The 17660-nt window shown below is 53.6% G+C and carries 16 protein-coding genes; 6 read left to right on the top strand and 10 right to left on the bottom strand.

From position 1 onward, the window contains the following. Positions 1 to 651, bottom strand: a 651-nt coding sequence (gene yieH, locus JTI85_RS01210) for a 6-phosphogluconate phosphatase (RefSeq protein WP_219352017.1), incomplete at its 3' end; no start/stop codon positions are given. A gap of 166 nt (positions 652 to 817) precedes the next feature. Between yieH and JTI85_RS01205 the strand changes: the two genes are divergently transcribed. After that, on the top strand, positions 818 to 2155 hold the full coding sequence (locus JTI85_RS01205) for an NCS2 family permease (RefSeq protein WP_101742131.1): 1338 nt from the start codon (positions 818 to 820) through the stop codon (positions 2153 to 2155). Between the two features lie 53 nt (positions 2156 to 2208). On the opposite strand, the gene JTI85_RS01200 is transcribed toward JTI85_RS01205, so the two are convergent. The 9 genes from JTI85_RS01200 to rpmH all read right to left on the bottom strand — a co-directional run bounded on the left by JTI85_RS01200 (position 2209) and on the right by rpmH (position 9868). Further along, entirely contained in the window at positions 2209 to 2775 is a 567-nt protein-coding gene (locus JTI85_RS01200) for an NADPH-dependent FMN reductase (protein ID WP_048213778.1), read from the bottom strand. Positions 2776 to 2805: 30 nt separating this feature from the next. Continuing rightward, a complete protein-coding gene (locus tag JTI85_RS01195; protein ID WP_048213777.1) occupies positions 2806 to 3552 on the bottom strand; it encodes a 4'-phosphopantetheinyl transferase superfamily protein in 747 nt (248 codons plus the stop codon). A 166-nt stretch (positions 3553 to 3718) separates the two neighbouring features. Next, complete coding sequence (gene yidZ, locus JTI85_RS01190; RefSeq protein WP_101742130.1) at positions 3719 to 4678, bottom strand: HTH-type transcriptional regulator YidZ; 960 nt, start codon at positions 4676 to 4678, stop codon at positions 3719 to 3721. Beyond that, complete coding sequence (locus tag JTI85_RS01185) at positions 4647 to 5828, bottom strand: MFS transporter (RefSeq protein WP_101742129.1); 1182 nt, start codon at positions 5826 to 5828, stop codon at positions 4647 to 4649. The genes yidZ and JTI85_RS01185 overlap by 32 nt, the downstream gene beginning before the upstream one ends. Before the next feature lie 182 nt (positions 5829 to 6010). After that, the gene (gene mnmE, locus JTI85_RS01180; RefSeq protein WP_003844431.1) at positions 6011 to 7375 is read right to left on the bottom strand and encodes a tRNA uridine-5-carboxymethylaminomethyl(34) synthesis GTPase MnmE; all 1365 of its coding nucleotides are present in this window, start codon (positions 7373 to 7375) and stop codon (positions 6011 to 6013) included. A 105-nt stretch (positions 7376 to 7480) separates the two neighbouring features. Further along, positions 7481 to 9127 carry a membrane protein insertase YidC gene (gene yidC / locus JTI85_RS01175; RefSeq protein WP_003023844.1) on the bottom strand — a complete coding sequence of 549 codons (1647 nt, stop codon included), beginning with the start codon at positions 9125 to 9127 and terminating at the stop codon, positions 7481 to 7483. A 2-nt stretch (positions 9128 to 9129) separates the two neighbouring features. Then, the gene (yidD, locus tag JTI85_RS01170) at positions 9130 to 9387 is read right to left on the bottom strand and encodes a membrane protein insertion efficiency factor YidD (RefSeq protein WP_003023846.1); all 258 of its coding nucleotides are present in this window, start codon (positions 9385 to 9387) and stop codon (positions 9130 to 9132) included. Next, positions 9351 to 9710, bottom strand: a complete 360-nt coding sequence (gene rnpA / locus JTI85_RS01165; RefSeq protein WP_003844432.1) for a ribonuclease P protein component — start codon at positions 9708 to 9710, stop codon at positions 9351 to 9353. The genes yidD and rnpA overlap by 37 nt, the downstream gene beginning before the upstream one ends. A gap of 17 nt (positions 9711 to 9727) precedes the next feature. Further along, complete coding sequence (gene rpmH / locus JTI85_RS01160) at positions 9728 to 9868, bottom strand: 50S ribosomal protein L34 (RefSeq protein ID WP_003023858.1); 141 nt, start codon at positions 9866 to 9868, stop codon at positions 9728 to 9730. Between the two features lie 606 nt (positions 9869 to 10474). Here rpmH and dnaA point away from each other — a divergent pair. From dnaA to yidA, 5 genes are all read left to right on the top strand, one after another. Continuing rightward, complete coding sequence (gene dnaA / locus JTI85_RS01155; RefSeq protein ID WP_061066893.1) at positions 10475 to 11878, top strand: chromosomal replication initiator protein DnaA; 1404 nt, start codon at positions 10475 to 10477, stop codon at positions 11876 to 11878. Positions 11879 to 11882: 4 nt separating this feature from the next. After that, positions 11883 to 12983 (top strand): DNA polymerase III subunit beta, encoded by a 1101-nt coding sequence (gene dnaN, locus JTI85_RS01150; protein ID WP_005121477.1) that lies wholly within the window; start codon positions 11883 to 11885, stop codon positions 12981 to 12983. Beyond that, positions 12983 to 14056, top strand: coding sequence for a DNA replication/repair protein RecF (recF, locus tag JTI85_RS01145; protein ID WP_003023865.1), 1074 nt, complete (start codon positions 12983 to 12985; stop codon positions 14054 to 14056). The genes dnaN and recF overlap by 1 nt, the downstream gene beginning before the upstream one ends. A gap of 28 nt (positions 14057 to 14084) precedes the next feature. Continuing rightward, the gene (gene gyrB, locus JTI85_RS01140) at positions 14085 to 16499 is read left to right on the top strand and encodes a DNA topoisomerase (ATP-hydrolyzing) subunit B (protein WP_137376872.1); all 2415 of its coding nucleotides are present in this window, start codon (positions 14085 to 14087) and stop codon (positions 16497 to 16499) included. A 213-nt stretch (positions 16500 to 16712) separates the two neighbouring features. Next, positions 16713 to 17525 carry a sugar-phosphatase gene (gene yidA, locus JTI85_RS01135; protein ID WP_219352016.1) on the top strand — a complete coding sequence of 271 codons (813 nt, stop codon included), beginning with the start codon at positions 16713 to 16715 and terminating at the stop codon, positions 17523 to 17525. Positions 17526 to 17660: the final 135 nt, after the last annotated feature.

The following is a 17660-nucleotide window of genomic DNA, read 5'->3' as shown; positions in this document are numbered from 1 at the left end:
CCAACCSCGCGCCTTCCACAATTCCGGCAACTGTGCCAGATCGGTAAAGGTCGTGACTTTTGGGTTTTCGATCGGTTTGTTATGCGGATCGGCACAGAAGTAGAACACTTCCATCCCGGCGGCAATTCCCGCCTGCGCGCCTGCGCTGGAATCATCAACCAGAATGCAGTTCTCAACGTTAACGTCCATTGCTTTTGCCGCATGGAACATCAGGGCCGGATCGGGCTTCCAGCGTTGGATATCGTAGCCGCTGAATAGTAAATCAGGAAAATGGTGCAGCATGCCCAGCTTACCCAGCGAATGCTGCATTTTGCTGACCGGACCGTTTGAGACCACGCACATTGGCACTGTCATGCTGTCCAGCAGAGCATTTGCCCCAGCGATAACCTCCAGTTCCGAGTCGAACAGGCGTGCGACCTCTGCGCGGTAAACGGGCTCTAAATCGGCTTTCGCCAGCGTAACGCCGTGCTCTTCGTTGATGATATCGATGATTTCGTAGAGTTTTACGCCTTTAAAGCGTTTAAACACCTCTTCGAGATCGAGTTTGATACCAAACTCCTGGAACATGGCGACATACGCCCGGGAACAGATCACTTCACTATCGACCAGCGTACCGTCGCAGTCAAAAAATACCGCTTCTATCTGGGACATGCCTTCCTCTTATCGCTAGTTTAACGTTTACGTCATGCTTATTTACGCCACGCAATCGTTGCCGTATAAGCAAAATCAATGAAAAAAGTTGCTCATAACCCAACCCTATTGTCGCATTTTGGTATAGGATAGCGACGAATTTTCCCTCCTTGTTCGGAAATTGATAATGAGTCAACAACACACAACCCAGGCTTCTGGCCAGGGGATGCTGGAACGCGTGTTCAAACTGCGCGAGCATGGCACAACGGCACGGACCGAAGTGATCGCCGGTTTAACCACCTTCCTGACGATGGTGTATATCGTTTTTGTTAACCCGCAAATTCTTGGCGTGGCTGGCATGGATACCAGCGCTGTCTTTGTTACCACCTGCCTTATTGCTGCCTTTGGTAGCATCCTGATGGGGCTATTTGCTAACCTGCCGGTCGCACTTGCGCCTGCTATGGGCCTGAACGCATTCTTCGCTTTCGTGGTCGTTGGCGCGATGGGCCTGTCATGGCAGATAGGTATGGGTGCAATCTTCTGGGGCGCGGTAGGTCTGCTGCTGCTGACGATTTTCCGCGTACGTTACTGGATGATTGCCAATATCCCGGTGAGCCTGCGCGTGGGGATCACCAGCGGTATCGGTCTGTTCATCGGTATGATGGGGCTGAAAAACGCCGGCGTTATCGTCGCCAACAAAGACACGCTGGTATCTATCGGCAACCTGACGTCCCACAGCGTACTGCTCGGCATTCTGGGCTTCTTTATCATCGCGATTCTGGCGTCACGTAATATTCATGCGGCGGTGCTGATCTCTATCATCGTGACCACGCTGCTGGGTTGGATGCTGGGTGATGTCCATTACAGCGGGATCGTCTCCGCGCCGCCGAGCGTGATGTCGGTTATCGGGCATGTTGACCTGGCCGGTTCGTTTAACATTGGCCTTGCGGGCGTGATTTTCTCGTTCATGCTGGTGAACCTGTTTGACTCCTCCGGTACCCTGATTGGCGTGACGGATAAAGCCGGTCTGGCAGACGCGAAGGGCAAGTTCCCACGCATGAAGCAGGCGCTGTTTGTCGATAGCGTGTCGTCTGTTACCGGCGCGTTTATCGGTACCTCTTCCGTTACCGCCTATATTGAGTCTTCTTCCGGGGTTTCTGTTGGTGGGCGTACCGGCCTGACCGCGGTCGTTGTCGGTCTGTTGTTCCTGCTGGTTATCTTCCTGTCGCCGTTGGCCGGAATGGTGCCGGGATATGCCGCCGCAGGTGCGCTGATTTACGTTGGCGTCCTGATGACATCAAGCCTGTCGCGCGTGAAGTGGGATGACCTGACTGAAGCGGTTCCAGCGTTTATTACCGCCGTGATGATGCCGTTTAGCTTCTCGATCACCGAAGGTATTGCGCTGGGCTTTATCTCTTACTGCTTGATGAAAATCGGTACCGGACGTTTCCGCGATCTCAGCCCGTGCGTCATCGTTGTCGCGCTGCTGTTTGTACTGAAGATTGTGTTTATCGACGCGCACTAAAATATCGGTCTGGACAACGGCCCGCCAGGCATCGTTGCTGGCGGGCTTTTTCTTTAGGCTTTTACACGTTGAATATAGTCGCCAAATGCGGTCAACTGGCCGGTCAGATGGTCCAGCGTGCTTTGGTCGATCACTTCACCCGCTTGCGGGTCCACTTTGTTCTGAATCACGCCGCCCATAAATTCCGGCTTGTTCATTACCATCGCGTCGAGGAACACCAGGATTTGACGCAGATGATACTGGCAGCGCGCGCCGCCGATGGCGCCCATGGAGCTGGTCTGGATCAGCACCGGTTTGCCGGATAATGGTTGATCGGGCAGGCGAGACAGCCAGTCGATGGCATTTTTCAGCCCGCCAGGAACAGAATAGTTGTATTCCGGTGTGACGATAACGACGCCGTCAGCCTTCCTGATTTGTTCCGCCAGCGCTTCTACACTTGCCGGAAAACCCTCTTCCTGCTGGAGGTCGGCATCGTACAGAGGAATATCCCCAATCGACGGTAATGCATTCACTTCCATCCCCGCGGGGGCAATTTTTGGCAGCGTACGGGCAACCATTCCATTAAACGAACCCTTGCGCAGGCTCCCCAGTAACGTAACAACATTCAATGTTTCAGACATGGTTACTCCTGTTTCATCATGAAGGTTAAATCAAAGCGTATGGCTCTTCGCTGCGCATAATTGCGAGAACCGGATCAGGCGACCCGTTGGCTCATTGGCGCGTGTCTGGATATCAGGCAAGCTTTTCCAGTCCTGTTTACCATCAAACTCCCAAACGTTGAGTTTTTCAATGGTTGGCGTGACCGCGACCGACCACACCAGCACATCTTCGGCATCGCAAATGGCTTCTATCTGCGTAACGTGAGCACATCTCAGACGGCCCGCACCCGGTAACAGCTGGAGTTCACGTGGATCGTCATTGCACACGTCGCCAGTGAGCTTGAGAACGCTCTGGCGTAACGTTATGAGCTGCGCACGCGCTTCATTGGGGTCGTTTTGATTATTGATCCACAGGTTTTCGTTACTGGAAAAGCGGTAGGAATCTGTGGCATTCGGGGTATGGAACCCGCGAGTCGCTCGCTGAAGCTCCATATCCAGACCGCATGAACCTTCTGTGGTAAGCGCGACGCCGACAATATTCCCGGCATAGGAAATTGAAAAGCCAGGCAGGTTTTTATCGCGAAAAACGGGCTTACCTTTCGCCTCGGTAACAATCTCGGGCAATGTGCTGGTGCCGTAAAGCATAAACATCAGTTCAGCGAGAAGACTTCGGGAGGCCAGAAAGCGTGTTCGGCGGTGAGTGGGTAGATTTCTTACTTCAAAATGACATGGAGTAGGGAGACGAACTGAAACCAGGTGTCCCTCCGTAAGAATCCCTCTGGCAAAATGTGTCGCCATTTTTCGCTCCGTGATTAATGGTCCGTGATTATTATCAGAGTAACATTTACGCGGCTTCCAGGCAGGCTTTACTGCCCAAAAAGTAAACGGAATCGGGATACATTACGCGACATTTACATTTCCAGCGCCAGGGAGGTTAATAAAACAACAATATAGCAAAGGATCTTCATGACATCTCGCGATAGAGTGCCTTGATCGTCTCTTTCAGCCATACGATCTTAGGATTGTGGCTGTTGCGTTTATGCCAAAGTAGGGTGAACGGGACGCGCATTTTTTCCAGTTGCGCTGCATCAAAAGGCATTGGACGTGCCACGAGCGGAAGCTGGTGGAGTTGATTGTAACGCTGACAATAGACCGGGGCGGTGGCTATCAATGCGTGATCGGGCTGCGCGGCCATAAACAGCGACTGCTCAAAGCCTGGCAGACACAATGCGATGTTACGCGCACGCCCCATCTCCTGAAGCACATCGTCCAGCGCCCAGGTGTCGCTCTGCTCCCAGCTAATGCTGATATGGGGATAGCGTAGGAATGTTTCCAGATTCCACTCTTCCTGCAATGCCGGGTGGTCTTCACGCAACCAGACGCAGGGGAGATCGGAAAACAGGACCTCGTGGTCGATCGATAACGGTAGCAGACTCAGCAATTCACGCGAGCGCGGGTGACTTTCACGTCCGGTAAAGCCGATATCCACCTCGCCACGGATAATGGCATCCAGCGAATCGTAATCCCAGTTGCGCACTTTGATCGTTGCCTGTGGATAACGTTGGTAGATCTGTTGGGAGAGCGCGTTAAACATGATCATCACCAGCGGCGTCTCAGCCACTAAATCAAACTTCAGCCCACGTGGTGCTTCATGGTGTGGCTTATCGAGCAATTGATTGCCCATCTGCATCCACTCCGCCAGGCTCTGTTCCATGTTGAGCATCAGCGGCGTTGGCGTTAGCCCCAGCGGGGTGTTAACAAACAAGGGATCGTCAAACCAGGCTCTCAGCTTCGACAGCGATTTGCTGACCGCCGACGGCGTGACGTTCATCCGTTTGGCGGTTTTAGTGACGCTGCGTTCCTGCATCAGGAGTTGCAGGCAGAGCAGTAAATTAAGATCGAGACTGCTGAGGGATTTCTTCATGAGTTGGTGTGGGCCGGTTTGGTGCAACAGTGATAATCAGCATGATACTCACTATGCTACAGCCAATCAGAATCCCGATCAGCATATTCAGTGCGTCGAGACCGAGGATGGCAGCCAACCAAATCCATAGAGATGAACCGCAAACCTGGGCAATGCCTAATGCCGAGCTGGCGACGCCTGCGCGCAGCGAGAACGGCCCCAGCGCCTGGCTCATGGCAACGCCGAAACCGACCGAGAATCCGGCGCAGATTAAGGTTAACCCGAACAACGTTACCGCGTGCGTACTGGCAAGGATTAACACGATGCCCGCAGCCAGGAACAAGACCTGTGAAGTCAGCATCAGGATGCGGGGTTTAAAAATACTCAGTGCGAATGGCGTAGAGAAAGAGACCGCCATACTGATGCCTGCGGTCATGGCCATGGTAGTGGCGTACTCGCCGCGGTCGAAGCCCATCACTTCCATCAGCAGCACCGGAGACGTATTCACGAAGGTCAGGATCACCGACACGCTGAGGGTGGTAATGGCCAGACGGCTTAAGAAAAAACGGTTTACCAGCGACTCTGCGCGATGATCGCTCTGCGTAGAGGTCGAGAGCGTCGCTGGGCGCGATTCTCGCAGGATAAACACCGACAGCAGGCAAACGACCACGCCCATGCCCATCATCGTGTAGAACAGGCTCTGCCACGGGTATTTGAGCATGATCAGATGCCCCATCACCGGAGCCAGCACCGGCACGATACAGGTAATACCGTTCAACAACGACAGTACCTTCGCCCGGCGACGATCGTCGAGCGTATCGCGCAGAATAGCGAAAGCCACCACATAACAGCAGCCGGCGCCCACACCCTGAATAAAGCGGCCTGCGAGAAACGGGGTACCGCTCTCGGCAAATGAACACAGCGAGGAGGCGACAATAAAAATGAGGGCACCGACAATGGCGACCGGTTTACGACCCGACTGGTCAGCAATTTTTCCGGCGAACAACATCGCCGTCGCCATTCCCGCCAGATAAACCGAAAACGCGATATGCAACTGCGCCTCGCTGGCCTGTAAATCGGCAGCAATACGGGGCAATCCCACCAGATACATATCAATACCGGCGGGATAGAGGAGAACCAGGGCAAAACTGCAGATTAGAAAGCGTGTCATAGCGACCTCATGAGGAAAGTGGCGCTAAGAATACGGGGAGAGGGTTGCCTGTGCGAGTTGCCATTTGGACAACAGTGATTTCCGCATGGGAAATTGTTGTTGCCGGATGGCGGTGTAAACGCCTTATCCGGCCTACGGGGCCTGTGGGCCCGGTAAGCATCGCGCCACCGGGCAATACAACATTACTTACCAATACAGAAGCTGGAGAAAATCCGTCCCAGCAGATCGTCGGAGGTAAATTCCCCGGTGATCTCACTGAGGTTTTGCTGCGCCAGACGCAACTCCTCTGCCAGCAATTCTCCGGCCCATGCGCCAAGCAGTTGAGCTTTACCCTGCTCGAGATGCTCCGCCGCTTCTGCCAGCGCCTGCAGGTGACGACGACGCGCCAGGAAGCCACCTTCCATATTGGTTTCAAAGCCCATGCTCTGTTTGAGATGGTTACGCAGTACGTCAACACCTTCACCGGTACGTGCGGAGAGACGAACCAGTGAGTGGCCATTTACTTCGCTAAGGCCCAGCGTCTCACCGGTAATATCCGCTTTGTTACGTACCACGGTAATTGGCAGTTTGGCTGGCAGACGGGCAATAAAGTCTGGCCAGATGTCAGCCGGGTCCACGGCGTCGGTGGTGGTGCCATCCACCATAAACAGCACACGGTCGGCTTGTTCGATTTCCTGCCAGGCACGTTCGATACCAATGCGTTCAACTTCATCGCTGGCATCGCGCAGACCAGCAGTGTCGATGATGTGCAGCGGCATACCGTCGATATGAATATGCTCACGCAGCACGTCGCGAGTCGTCCCCGCAATATCGGTCACAATAGCCGCCTCACGGCCAGCCAGCGCGTTCAGCAGGCTCGATTTCCCGGCGTTAGGGCGACCGGCAATGACTACCTTCATCCCTTCGCGCAGCAGGCTGCCCTGACGCGCTTCGGCACGAACGGCATCAAGATCGCTGATAACGCTATTGAGCTGGGCTTCAATCTTGCCGTCAGACAGGAAGTCGATTTCTTCATCCGGGAAGTCGATCGCCGCTTCGACATAGATGCGCAGGTGAGTGAGTGCTTCCACAAGATGATTTACCCGTGCGGAAAATGCACCCTGCAACGAATTCAGCGCCGAGCGAGCGGCTTGCTCCGAGCTGGCATCGATCAGGTCAGCAATTGCCTCGGCCTGGGCTAAATCGAGCTTATCATTGAGAAAAGCTCGCTCGGAGAATTCACCCGGTCTGGCAATGCGCAGCCCGGGAATGGTCAGAATACGTTTGAGCAGCAGGTCAAGAATCACCGGACCTCCGTGGCCCTGAAGCTCTAAAACGTCTTCGCCGGTAAAGGAGTTCGGGCCGGGGAACCACAGGGCAATCCCCTGATCCAGCGTGCTGCCATCCGCGTCTTTAAACGGCAGATAATCGGCGTAACGCGGTTTGGGTAGTTTCCCCAGTACGGTTTCTGCGACCTCACGCGCCTTCAGGCCGGAGATACGCAGGATACCCACGCCACCACGTCCCGGTGGGGTGGCCTGAGCGACGATGGTGTCGTTATGGCTCATGGTTTGTCTCTTCTTAATGCAATAAAAAAGGCGGTCTAATGACCGCCCTTTACTTTATGTTCCGTTTGCCGGATGGCGGCTTCGCCTAATCCGGCCTACACCGAATCAGGAGTTTTTCTTCTCGCGGCTATGCAGGCCACGCTTCTCCAGACCACGGTAAATCAGCTGTTGCTGAATAATGGTTACCAGGTTGCTGACGATATAGTACAGCACCAGACCTGACGGGAACCACAGGAAGAACACGGTGAAGATGACCGGCATAAAGGTCATGATCTTCTGCTGCATCGGGTCGGTCACGGTGGTCGGAGACATCTTCTGAATGAAGAACATCGTCACGCCCATCAGGATCGGCAGAATGTAGTACGGGTCCTGTGCGGACAGGTCATGGATCCACAGCGCGAACGGCGCATGACGCAGCTCAATGGAGCCCATCAGCATGTAGTACAACGCCAGGAAGATTGGCATCTGGATGATCAGCGGGAAGCAGCCGCCCAGCGGGTTAACCTTCTCAGCTTTGTACAGGGCCATCATTTCCTGGCTCTGACGCTGTTTGTCATCGCCCAGACGCTCACGCATTGCCTGAATCTTCGGCTGCAGCATACGCATCTTCGCCATGGAGGTGTACTGCGCTTTGGTCAGCGGGTACATGATGCCACGAACGATAAAGGTGATAACGATGATGGAGAAGCCCCAGTTACCCAGGAAGCTATGGATCCACTTCAGCAGTTTAAACAGCGGCTGAGAAATGAACCACAACCAGCCGTAATCCACGGTCAGATCCAGGTGCGGTGCAACGGCCGCCATTTTATCCTGAATTTCCGGGCCGACCCACAGGGTGCTGGTCATCGCGCCAGTCTGACCAGGCTGTACCAATACCGGCTGTGATTTATAGCCGATAGCGGCAATGCCGTTACCCAGGTTAGCGGTATAGAAGTTGTTGGTGCCGTCGTTACGCGGAACCCATGCCGTGGCGAAATACTGTTGCAGCATTGCAACCCAACCGTCTTTAGCATTGACGTTCAGGTTTTCGTTTTCAGCAATGGTGTCGAATTTGTATTTCTCATACTTCTCATCCGGCGTGGAGTACGCCGCGCCGCGGAAGGTGTGCAGCGCAAAGTTGCTGCTTCCGGTGTCACGATGAGATGGCAGATTGATGGATTGCTTCAGCTGACCAAAGGTGGAGACTTCCAGCGGTTTTTCGCCGGCGTTCTGCACACTGTAGTTAACGTTGACAGCATATTCACCACGCTTGAGTACAAACGTTTTAGTGAATGTGTTACCCGCTGCGTCAGTATAGGTCATCGGGATCTGCAGTTCGTTCTGACCGTCAGCCAGTACAAATGCGTCTTTTTCGACGTTGTACAGCGGACGCGGGCCGTTAGCCGGGTTATCCGGGCCGTCACGACCTGTCAGGCCACTCTGTGCCTGGTAGATGAACTGTGGCGTGGTTTCCAGTAACTGGAACGGTTCGGTAGAACCCAGTTCTTTCGGGTAAGCTGGCAGTGAAGCCTGTTCCACATCACCACCACGGGTGTTGATGGTCAGATCAAGCACGTCAGTTTTAACCGTAATCAGTTTCCCCTGGCCACTGGCCGGTACGCCCTGGTCGGCGGCGCTACCCGCTGCGGTGGTCGTTGTCTGCGTGGTCTGTTGGGCCTGAGGTTGCGGATTTTTATCCTGCTCCCAGGCTTGCCAGATCATGAAAGACACGAACAGCAAAGCGATGACTAAAAGATTGCGTTGCGAATCCATCGTTAGTGTTCTCTGGTATCAAATGGTCCGGGCGGGACGGGATCGTCACCACCAGGGTGTAAAGGGTGGCATTTTAATACGCGTTTCACCGTCAACCAACTGCCTTTTATCACTCCAAACCTGCGCAATGCCTCAATTCCGTAGCTCGAACAGGTTGGAGTGAAACGGCAATGCGGCCCAAGCAGCGGACTGATCAGGCGTTGATAGACCCGAATGAGGGCTATCAGGACCCGCGAGCCAGGCGACAATGGCGACGCCATAATTTTTCCAACGCTTCCGAGAGAGCACGGTTATCGAGGTCAGCAACCCCTTTTTTCGCCACCACCACGAAATCCATTGCTGGAAGCTCGTGCTGACGTAAACGGAAGCTTTCACGCGTCAGACGTTTAATCCGATTACGTTCATGCGCACGTTTAACATTTTTCTTGGCGACGGTAAGACCGATACGGGGATGCCCCAGCGAATTCAGGCGGCCGAGGATGGTGATTTGCGGCGTGCCAGCCCGTTGTGGCTGCTGGAAGACGAATGTGAAATGAGTGGGAGTTAACAAACGTAACTCCCTGGGAAATGCGAGCTTAACCACTCAGGGGCTAGCTTTTATTACTTAGAAACGGTCAGACGAGAACGGCCTTTAGCACGACGACGTGCCAGAACCTGACGACCATTTTTATTTGCCATACGAGCACGGAAGCCGTGAGAACGGTTGCGCTTCAGTACAGACGGTTGAAAAGTGCGTTTCATGGCGATTTCTACCTAAACTTGAATAAATTCACTGACTTTTGCGTATACCCGAACGAATTTCGAACGACTTACGCCACAGTGTGGGTGATTAAAGAGGCCGGATTGTAATAATTGTACACTCCGGAGTCAATTCTCTTTCCTTATATCCCGTTTTTTTTCACGTGGTTTTGTGTAAAAAACAGGCAGCGTTGACGCCGTAAGGCGACCGTTACTCGCTGGGGGTAAGAATTATACGGGCTGGTGGATAAAGCGCAAGGATCGCACGGGATCTTTATTAGATCGTTTAAGCAGTAAAGCATCTTTACTCATTAATTTTTTCAATATGCGCGCGAAAACCTGCAGCACTTCTCCAGGATCGTTTACACTTAGCCGATTCTGGATCATCCTGTGGATAAATCGGGAAGAATCTGTGAGAAACAGAAGATCTCTTTCTCAGTTTACGCTATGATCCGCGGTCCCGATCGTTTCAATGGATCCTGATCGGGTAAAAATTGCAGATAGCAATTCGCACGTCACCCTTTGCATAGGGTCTTGTCGATGTGCGTCAACAATCATGAATGTTTCAGCCTTTGTCATTTATCGACTTTTGTTCGAGTGGAGTCCGCCGTGTCACTTTCGCTTTGGCAGCAGTGTCTTGCCCGATTGCAGGATGAGTTACCAGCCACAGAATTCAGTATGTGGATACGCCCGTTGCAGGCGGAACTGAGCGATAACACGCTGGCTTTGTATGCGCCAAACCGTTTCGTGCTCGATTGGGTAAGGGATAAATACCTTAATAATATTAATGGATTACTCAATAATTTTTGCGGAGCGGATGCCCCACAGCTGCGTTTTGAGGTTGGCACTAAACCCGTTACGCAAACGCTGAAAACGCCGGTCAACAACGTTGTGGCGCCCGCCCACGTGGCTCAGCAAGTGCAACCGCAACGTACCGTACCGGCAGCGCGCCCTGGCTGGGATAACGTCCCGGCTCCGGCTGAACCTACCTATCGCTCTAACGTCAACGTCAAACATACGTTTGATAACTTCGTTGAAGGTAAATCTAACCAACTGGCGCGCGCGGCGGCACGTCAGGTGGCGGACAATCCAGGCGGCGCCTACAATCCGTTATTCCTTTATGGCGGTACGGGTCTGGGTAAAACCCACCTGCTGCACGCTGTCGGTAACGGCATTATGGCGCGTAAGCCGAACGCAAAAGTGGTGTATATGCACTCCGAGCGTTTTGTGCAGGACATGGTTAAAGCCCTGCAAAACAATGCGATCGAAGAGTTTAAACGCTATTACCGTTCCGTTGATGCGCTGCTGATTGACGATATTCAATTCTTTGCTAATAAAGAACGTTCACAGGAAGAATTTTTCCACACCTTTAATGCCCTGCTGGAAGGTAATCAGCAGATCATCCTGACCTCGGATCGCTATCCGAAGGAGATCAACGGCGTTGAAGATCGTCTGAAATCTCGCTTCGGCTGGGGACTGACTGTCGCGATCGAGCCGCCTGAGCTGGAAACACGCGTCGCGATCCTGATGAAAAAGGCTGACGAAAACGACATTCGTCTGCCGGGTGAAGTGGCGTTCTTTATCGCCAAGCGTCTACGCTCTAACGTGCGTGAACTGGAAGGCGCACTGAACCGCGTGATCGCTAACGCCAATTTTACCGGCCGGGCAATTACTATCGATTTCGTGCGTGAAGCGCTGCGCGATTTGCTGGCTTTGCAGGAAAAGCTGGTCACCATCGACAATATTCAAAAGACGGTGGCAGAGTATTACAAAATCAAAATTGCGGATCTGCTTTCTAAGCGTCGATCTCGTTCGGTAGCACGTCCGCGTCAGATGGCGATGGCGCTGGCAAAAGAGCTCACTAACCACAGTCTGCCGGAAATTGGCGATGCGTTTGGTGGGCGCGACCATACTACCGTGCTTCATGCCTGCCGTAAGATTGAGCAGTTGCGTGAAGAAAGCCATGATATTAAAGAAGATTTCTCCAATTTAATCAGAACATTATCTTCGTGACGCTATGAAATTTACCGTTGAACGTGAACATTTATTAAAACCGCTTCAGCAGGTCAGCGGCCCGCTGGGTGGACGTCCTACACTGCCGATCCTCGGAAACTTGCTGCTGCAGGTTGCTGACGGTGCGCTTTCTCTGACCGGTACCGATCTCGAAATGGAGATGGTGGCGCGCGTGGCGCTGATCCAGCCGCATGAACCTGGTGCGACCACCGTTCCGGCGCGTAAATTCTTCGATATTTGCCGCGGGTTGCCGGAAGGCGCAGAAATTGCCGTTCAACTGGAAGGCGACCGTATGCTGGTGCGTTCTGGCCGCAGCCGTTTCTCGCTGTCCACGCTGCCTGCCGCCGACTTCCCGAATCTGGACGACTGGCAGAGCGAAGTCGAATTCACGCTACCGCAGGCGACGATGAAGCGTCTGATTGAAGCCACGCAGTTTTCAATGGCGCATCAGGACGTGCGTTACTATTTAAACGGCATGCTGTTTGAAACCGAAGGGGAAGAGCTGCGTACCGTGGCGACCGACGGTCACCGCCTGGCGGTCTGTTCAATGCCTGTCGGTCAGCCGTTGCCCAGCCATTCGGTGATCGTACCGCGTAAAGGCGTGATTGAACTGATGCGTATGCTCGACGGCGGCGATAACCCGCTGCGCGTGCAGATTGGCAGCAACAACATTCGTGCGCACGTGGGTGATTTCATCTTTACCTCCAAGCTGGTTGACGGTCGTTTCCCGGATTATCGCCGCGTACTGCCGAAGAATCCGGACAAACATCTTGAAGCAGGTTGCGATATCCTCAAACAGGCGTTTGCTCGTGCGGCGATCCTCTCTAACGAGAAATTCCGCGGCGTGCGTCTGTATGTCAGTGAAAACCAGCTGAAAATCACCGCTAATAACCCGGAGCAGGAAGAAGCCGAAGAAATTCTGGATGTCTCCTACCCTGGTACAGAACTGGAAATCGGCTTTAACGTTAGCTACGTACTGGACGTTCTGAACGCGCTGAAGTGCGAAAACGTGCGTATTCTGCTGACCGATTCCGTCTCCAGCGTACAAATTGAAGATGCAGCCAGCCAGAGCGCGGCTTACGTTGTTATGCCAATGAGACTGTAATGTCGCTGACCCGCCTGTTGATCCGCGATTTTCGTAATATCGAAAACGCGGATCTCGCTTTATCTCCCGGCTTTAACTTCCTGGTAGGCGCTAACGGCAGCGGCAAAACCAGCGTGCTGGAAGCTATCTATACGCTCGGCCACGGCCGGGCGTTTCGCAGTTTGCAAATTGGCCGCGTGATTCGCCACGAGCAGGAGTCGTTTGTTTTACACGGGCGTTTGCAGGGTGAAGAACGTGAGACGTCGATTGGCCTGACGAAAGACAAACTGGGTGACAGCAAAGTGCGCATTGACGGCACTGACGGGCACAAGGTCGCGGAACTGGCTCACCTGATGCCGATGCAGCTGATCACGCCCGAGGGGTTTACTTTACTCAATGGCGGCCCCAAATACAGAAGAGCATTCCTTGACTGGGGATGCTTTCACAATGAAGCCGGATTTTTCACCGCCTGGAGCAACCTGAAGCGCCTGCTCAAGCAGCGCAATGCAGCACTGCGCCAGGTAAGTCGTTATGAGCAACTCCGCCCGTGGGATAAAGAACTGATCCCGTTGGCGGAACAAATCAGCACCTGGCGCGCGGAGTACAGCGCCGGTATCGCGCAGGATATGGCGGATACCTGCCAGCAGTTTCTTCCCGAGTTTTCTCTCTCCTTCTCTTTCCAGCGTGGCTGGGAGAAAGAGACAGATTACGCCGAAGTGCTGGAACGCAGTTTTGAACGCGATCGCATGTTGACCTACACCGCGCACGGCCCGCATAAGGCGGATTTCCGCATTCGCGCCGACGGTGCGCCGGTGGAAGATACGTTGTCGCGTGGGCAGCTCAAGCTGCTGATGTGCGCCTTACGTCTGGCGCAAGGGGAGTTCCTGACCCGTGAAAGCGGGCGGCGCTGCCTGTACCTGATAGATGATTTTGCCTCTGAACTGGATGACGCGCGTCGCGGACTGCTGGCCAGCCGCTTAAAAGCCACGCAATCTCAGGTCTTTGTCAGCGCAATCAGCGCTGAACACGTTATAGACATGTCCGATGAAAATTCGAAGATGTTTACCGTGGAAAAGGGTAAAATAACGGATTAACCCAAGATAAAATGAGCGAGAAACGTTGATGTCGAATTCTTATGACTCCTCCAGTATCAAAGTCCTGAAAGGACTGGATGCGGTGCGTAAGCGCCCGGGTATGTATATCGGCGACACGGATGACGGCACCGGTCTGCACCACATGGTATTCGAGGTGGTAGATAACGCTATCGACGAAGCGCTCGCGGGTCACTGTAAAGATATCGTGGTAACGATTCACGCTGACAACTCCGTGTCCGTTACCGATGATGGCCGTGGTATCCCAACCGGTATTCACCCGGAAGAGGGCGTTTCGGCAGCGGAAGTTATCATGACCGTTTTGCACGCGGGCGGTAAATTCGATGATAACTCCTATAAAGTTTCCGGCGGTCTGCACGGCGTAGGTGTTTCCGTCGTTAACGCCCTGTCACAGAAGCTGGAACTGGTGATTCGTCGTGAAGGCAAAGTGCATCAGCAAACTTACGTGCACGGTGTGCCGCAGGCGCCGCTGGCAGTAACTGGCGAAACAGAAATGACGGGGACTCAGGTCCGTTTCTGGCCAAGCCACGAAACCTTTACCAACGTCGTTGAGTTCGAATACGACATTCTGGCGAAGCGTCTGCGCGAGCTGTCATTCCTGAACTCCGGCGTGTCTATTCGTCTGCGCGATAAGCGCGATGGCAAAGAAGATCATTTCCACTACGAAGGCGGCATCAAGGCGTTTGTTGAATATCTCAACAAAAACAAAACGCCGATCCACCCGAATATCTTCTACTTCTCCACTGAAAAAGACGGTATCGGCGTTGAAGTTGCGCTGCAGTGGAACGATGGTTTCCAGGAAAACATCTACTGCTTCACCAACAACATTCCGCAGCGTGACGGCGGTACTCACCTTGCAGGCTTCCGTGCGGCGATGACCCGTACCCTGAACGCCTACATGGACAAAGAAGGCTACAGCAAAAAAGCGAAAGTCAGCGCCACCGGTGACGATGCCCGTGAAGGCCTGATTGCCGTTGTTTCCGTGAAGGTACCGGATCCGAAATTCTCCTCCCAGACCAAAGACAAGCTGGTCTCTTCTGAGGTGAAATCGGCGGTAGAACAGCAGATGAACGAACTGCTGAGCGAATACCTGCTGGAAAACCCGTCTGACGCGAAAATCGTCGTCGGCAAAATTATTGATGCGGCGCGTGCTCGTGAAGCGGCACGTCGTGCGCGTGAAATGACCCGCCGTAAAGGTGCGCTGGACTTAGCGGGTCTGCCGGGCAAACTGGCGGACTGTCAGGAACGCGACCCGGCTCACTCTGAACTGTACCTGGTGGAAGGGGACTCAGCGGGCGGCTCTGCGAAGCAGGGACGTAACCGTAAAAACCAGGCGATTCTGCCGCTGAAGGGTAAAATTCTTAACGTTGAGAAGGCGCGCTTCGACAAGATGCTCTCTTCTCAGGAAGTGGCGACGCTGATCACCGCGCTGGGCTGCGGCATCGGTCGCGACGAGTACAACCCGGACAAACTGCGTTATCACAGCATCATCATCATGACCGATGCGGACGTCGATGGCTCGCACATCCGTACGTTGCTGTTGACCTTCTTCTATCGTCAGATGCCGGAAATCGTTGAGCGCGGCCACGTCTACATTGCGCAGCCGCCGCTGTACAAAGTGAAGAAAGGCAAGCAGGAACAGTACATCAAAGACGATGAAGCGATGGATCAGTACCAGATCTCTATCGCCCTTGATGGTGCCACGCTGCACACCAATGCCCACGCGCCGGCGCTGGCGGGTGATGCGCTGGAAAAACTGGTTTCTGAATACAACGCCACGCAGAAAATGATTGGCCGTATGGAACGCCGTTTCCCGAAAGCGCTGTTGAAAGAACTGGTTTATCAACCGACGCTGGCTGAAGCCGATCTCTCTGATGAAGCGAAAGTCACTGCCTGGGTTTCCCAGCTGGTTAACGTGCTGAATGAAAACGAAATGCACGGCAGCACCTGGAACAGCTTTGTGCGTAAAGACGCTGAACTGAGCCTGTTCGAGCCGGTGATCCGCGTGCGTACCCACGGTGTTGATACCGACTATCCGCTGGATCACGAGTTTGTGACCGGCGGCGAATACCGTCGTATCTGCACGCTGGGTGAGAAACTACGTGGCCTGATCGAAGACGATGCGTTTATCGAACGTGGCGAGCGTCGTCAGCCGGTTGCCAGCTTCGAGCAGGCGCTGGACTGGCTGGTGAAAGAGTCCCGTCGTGGCCTCGCGATTCAGCGCTATAAAGGTCTGGGCGAGATGAACCCGGAACAGCTGTGGGAAACTACCATGGATCCGGAAAGCCGCCGTATGCTGCGCGTTACCGTGAAGGATGCGATTGCTGCTGACCAGTTGTTCACCACGCTGATGGGGGATGCTGTTGAACCGCGTCGTGCATTTATCGAAGAAAACGCCCTGAAAGCGGCGAATATCGATATCTAACATGTACCTCAGGCCTGCTCCTGTAGGCCTGATAAGCGAAGCGCCATCAGGCAGTTCGTCTGCGTTTGCCGGATGGCGGCTCAGGCCCTATCCGCCCTACCATCGATTGTCAAAAGGGGAATCCCGATTCCCCTTTCCATCCCCCTTTTCGTAGCTGTTTTTTGAGCGGAATCGCGTTAGCATGAGGATGGACTCATTTAATCCGGGGAACTCATGGCTATCAAACTTATTGCTATCGACATGGATGGCACACTTCTGCTGCCCGATCACACCATTTCACCAGCGGTCAAAACGGCGATTGCCGCGGCACGCGCGCGAGGTGTGAATGTGGTGCTGACCACGGGGCGCCCGTATGCTGGCGTCCACAGCTATCTGAAAGAACTGCATATGGAACAACCCGGTGACTACTGTATTACCTACAACGGCGCGCTGGTGCAGAAAGCCGGAGATGGAAGCACCGTCGCGCAAACCGCGCTGAGCTATGATGATTACCGCTTCCTGGAACAACTCTCCAGGACGGTCGGCTCGCATTTCCACGCACTCGATCGCAATACTCTGTATACCGCCAACCGTGATATCAGTTACTACACGGTGCATGAGTCTTTTGTCGCGACCATCCCGCTGGTGTTCTGTGAAGCAGAGAAAATGGACCCGGCGACCCAGTTCCTGAAAGTGATGATGATTGATGAACCAGAAATCCTCGATCAAGCCATCTTGCGTATTCCAGCAGAGGTAAAAGAGAAGTACACCGTGCTGAAAAGTGCGCCGTATTTCCTCGAAATTCTGGATAAACGCGTTAATAAAGGCACTGGCGTGAAATCGCTGGCCGATGCGTTAGGAATTAAAGCCGAAGAGGTGATGGCGATTGGCGATCAGGAAAATGATATCGCGATGATCGAATACGCAGGCGTAGGCGTTGCAATGGATAATGCTATTTCGTCGGTGAAAGAAGTGGCTAACTTCGTGACGAAATCCAATCTTGAAGACGGCGTAGCCTGGGCGATTGAGAAATACGTTCTCTCCTGATACACGTATGCCTGGCTTCGGCCAGGCATAAAACATTAAGAATGTTATAAAAATCATGTTTGTATTATCAGATGTGAAATCGCACATTAATCCCCCCACTTAGCACGTAACTTCTATACTCTCCCCCCTTCTTTT

Origin of the sequence: Citrobacter sp. Colony219, assembly GCF_019382635.1 — a bacterium.
Taxonomy (GTDB): Bacteria; Pseudomonadota; Gammaproteobacteria; order Enterobacterales; family Enterobacteriaceae; genus Citrobacter; species Citrobacter youngae.
The sequence above is the reverse complement of the archived record's forward strand: the minus strand, read 5'-3'. Positions and strand labels throughout refer to the sequence as shown.

Excerpts from the sequence above, each read along its gene's own strand:
- JTI85_RS01205 (WP_101742131.1), top strand. The coding sequence starts at position 818 with ATGAGTCAACAACACACAACCCAGGCTTCTGGCCAGGGGATGCTGGAA.
- JTI85_RS01200 (WP_048213778.1), bottom strand. The coding sequence starts at position 2,775 with ATGTCTGAAACATTGAATGTTGTTACGTTACTGGGGAGCCTGCGCAAG.
- JTI85_RS01195 (WP_048213777.1), bottom strand. The coding sequence starts at position 3,552 with ATGGCGACACATTTTGCCAGAGGGATTCTTACGGAGGGACACCTGGTT.
- yidZ (WP_101742130.1), bottom strand. The coding sequence starts at position 4,678 with ATGAAGAAATCCCTCAGCAGTCTCGATCTTAATTTACTGCTCTGCCTG.
- JTI85_RS01185 (WP_101742129.1), bottom strand. The coding sequence starts at position 5,828 with ATGACACGCTTTCTAATCTGCAGTTTTGCCCTGGTTCTCCTCTATCCC.
- mnmE (WP_003844431.1), bottom strand. The coding sequence starts at position 7,375 with ATGAGCCATAACGACACCATCGTCGCTCAGGCCACCCCACCGGGACGT.
- yidC (WP_003023844.1), bottom strand. The coding sequence starts at position 9,127 with ATGGATTCGCAACGCAATCTTTTAGTCATCGCTTTGCTGTTCGTGTCT.
- yidD (WP_003023846.1), bottom strand. The coding sequence starts at position 9,387 with ATGGCGTCGCCATTGTCGCCTGGCTCGCGGGTCCTGATAGCCCTCATT.
- rpmH (WP_003023858.1), bottom strand. The coding sequence starts at position 9,868 with ATGAAACGCACTTTTCAACCGTCTGTACTGAAGCGCAACCGTTCTCAC.
- dnaN (WP_005121477.1), top strand. The coding sequence starts at position 11,883 with ATGAAATTTACCGTTGAACGTGAACATTTATTAAAACCGCTTCAGCAG.
- recF (WP_003023865.1), top strand. The coding sequence starts at position 12,983 with ATGTCGCTGACCCGCCTGTTGATCCGCGATTTTCGTAATATCGAAAAC.
- gyrB (WP_137376872.1), top strand. The coding sequence starts at position 14,085 with ATGTCGAATTCTTATGACTCCTCCAGTATCAAAGTCCTGAAAGGACTG.
- yidA (WP_219352016.1), top strand. The coding sequence starts at position 16,713 with ATGGCTATCAAACTTATTGCTATCGACATGGATGGCACACTTCTGCTG.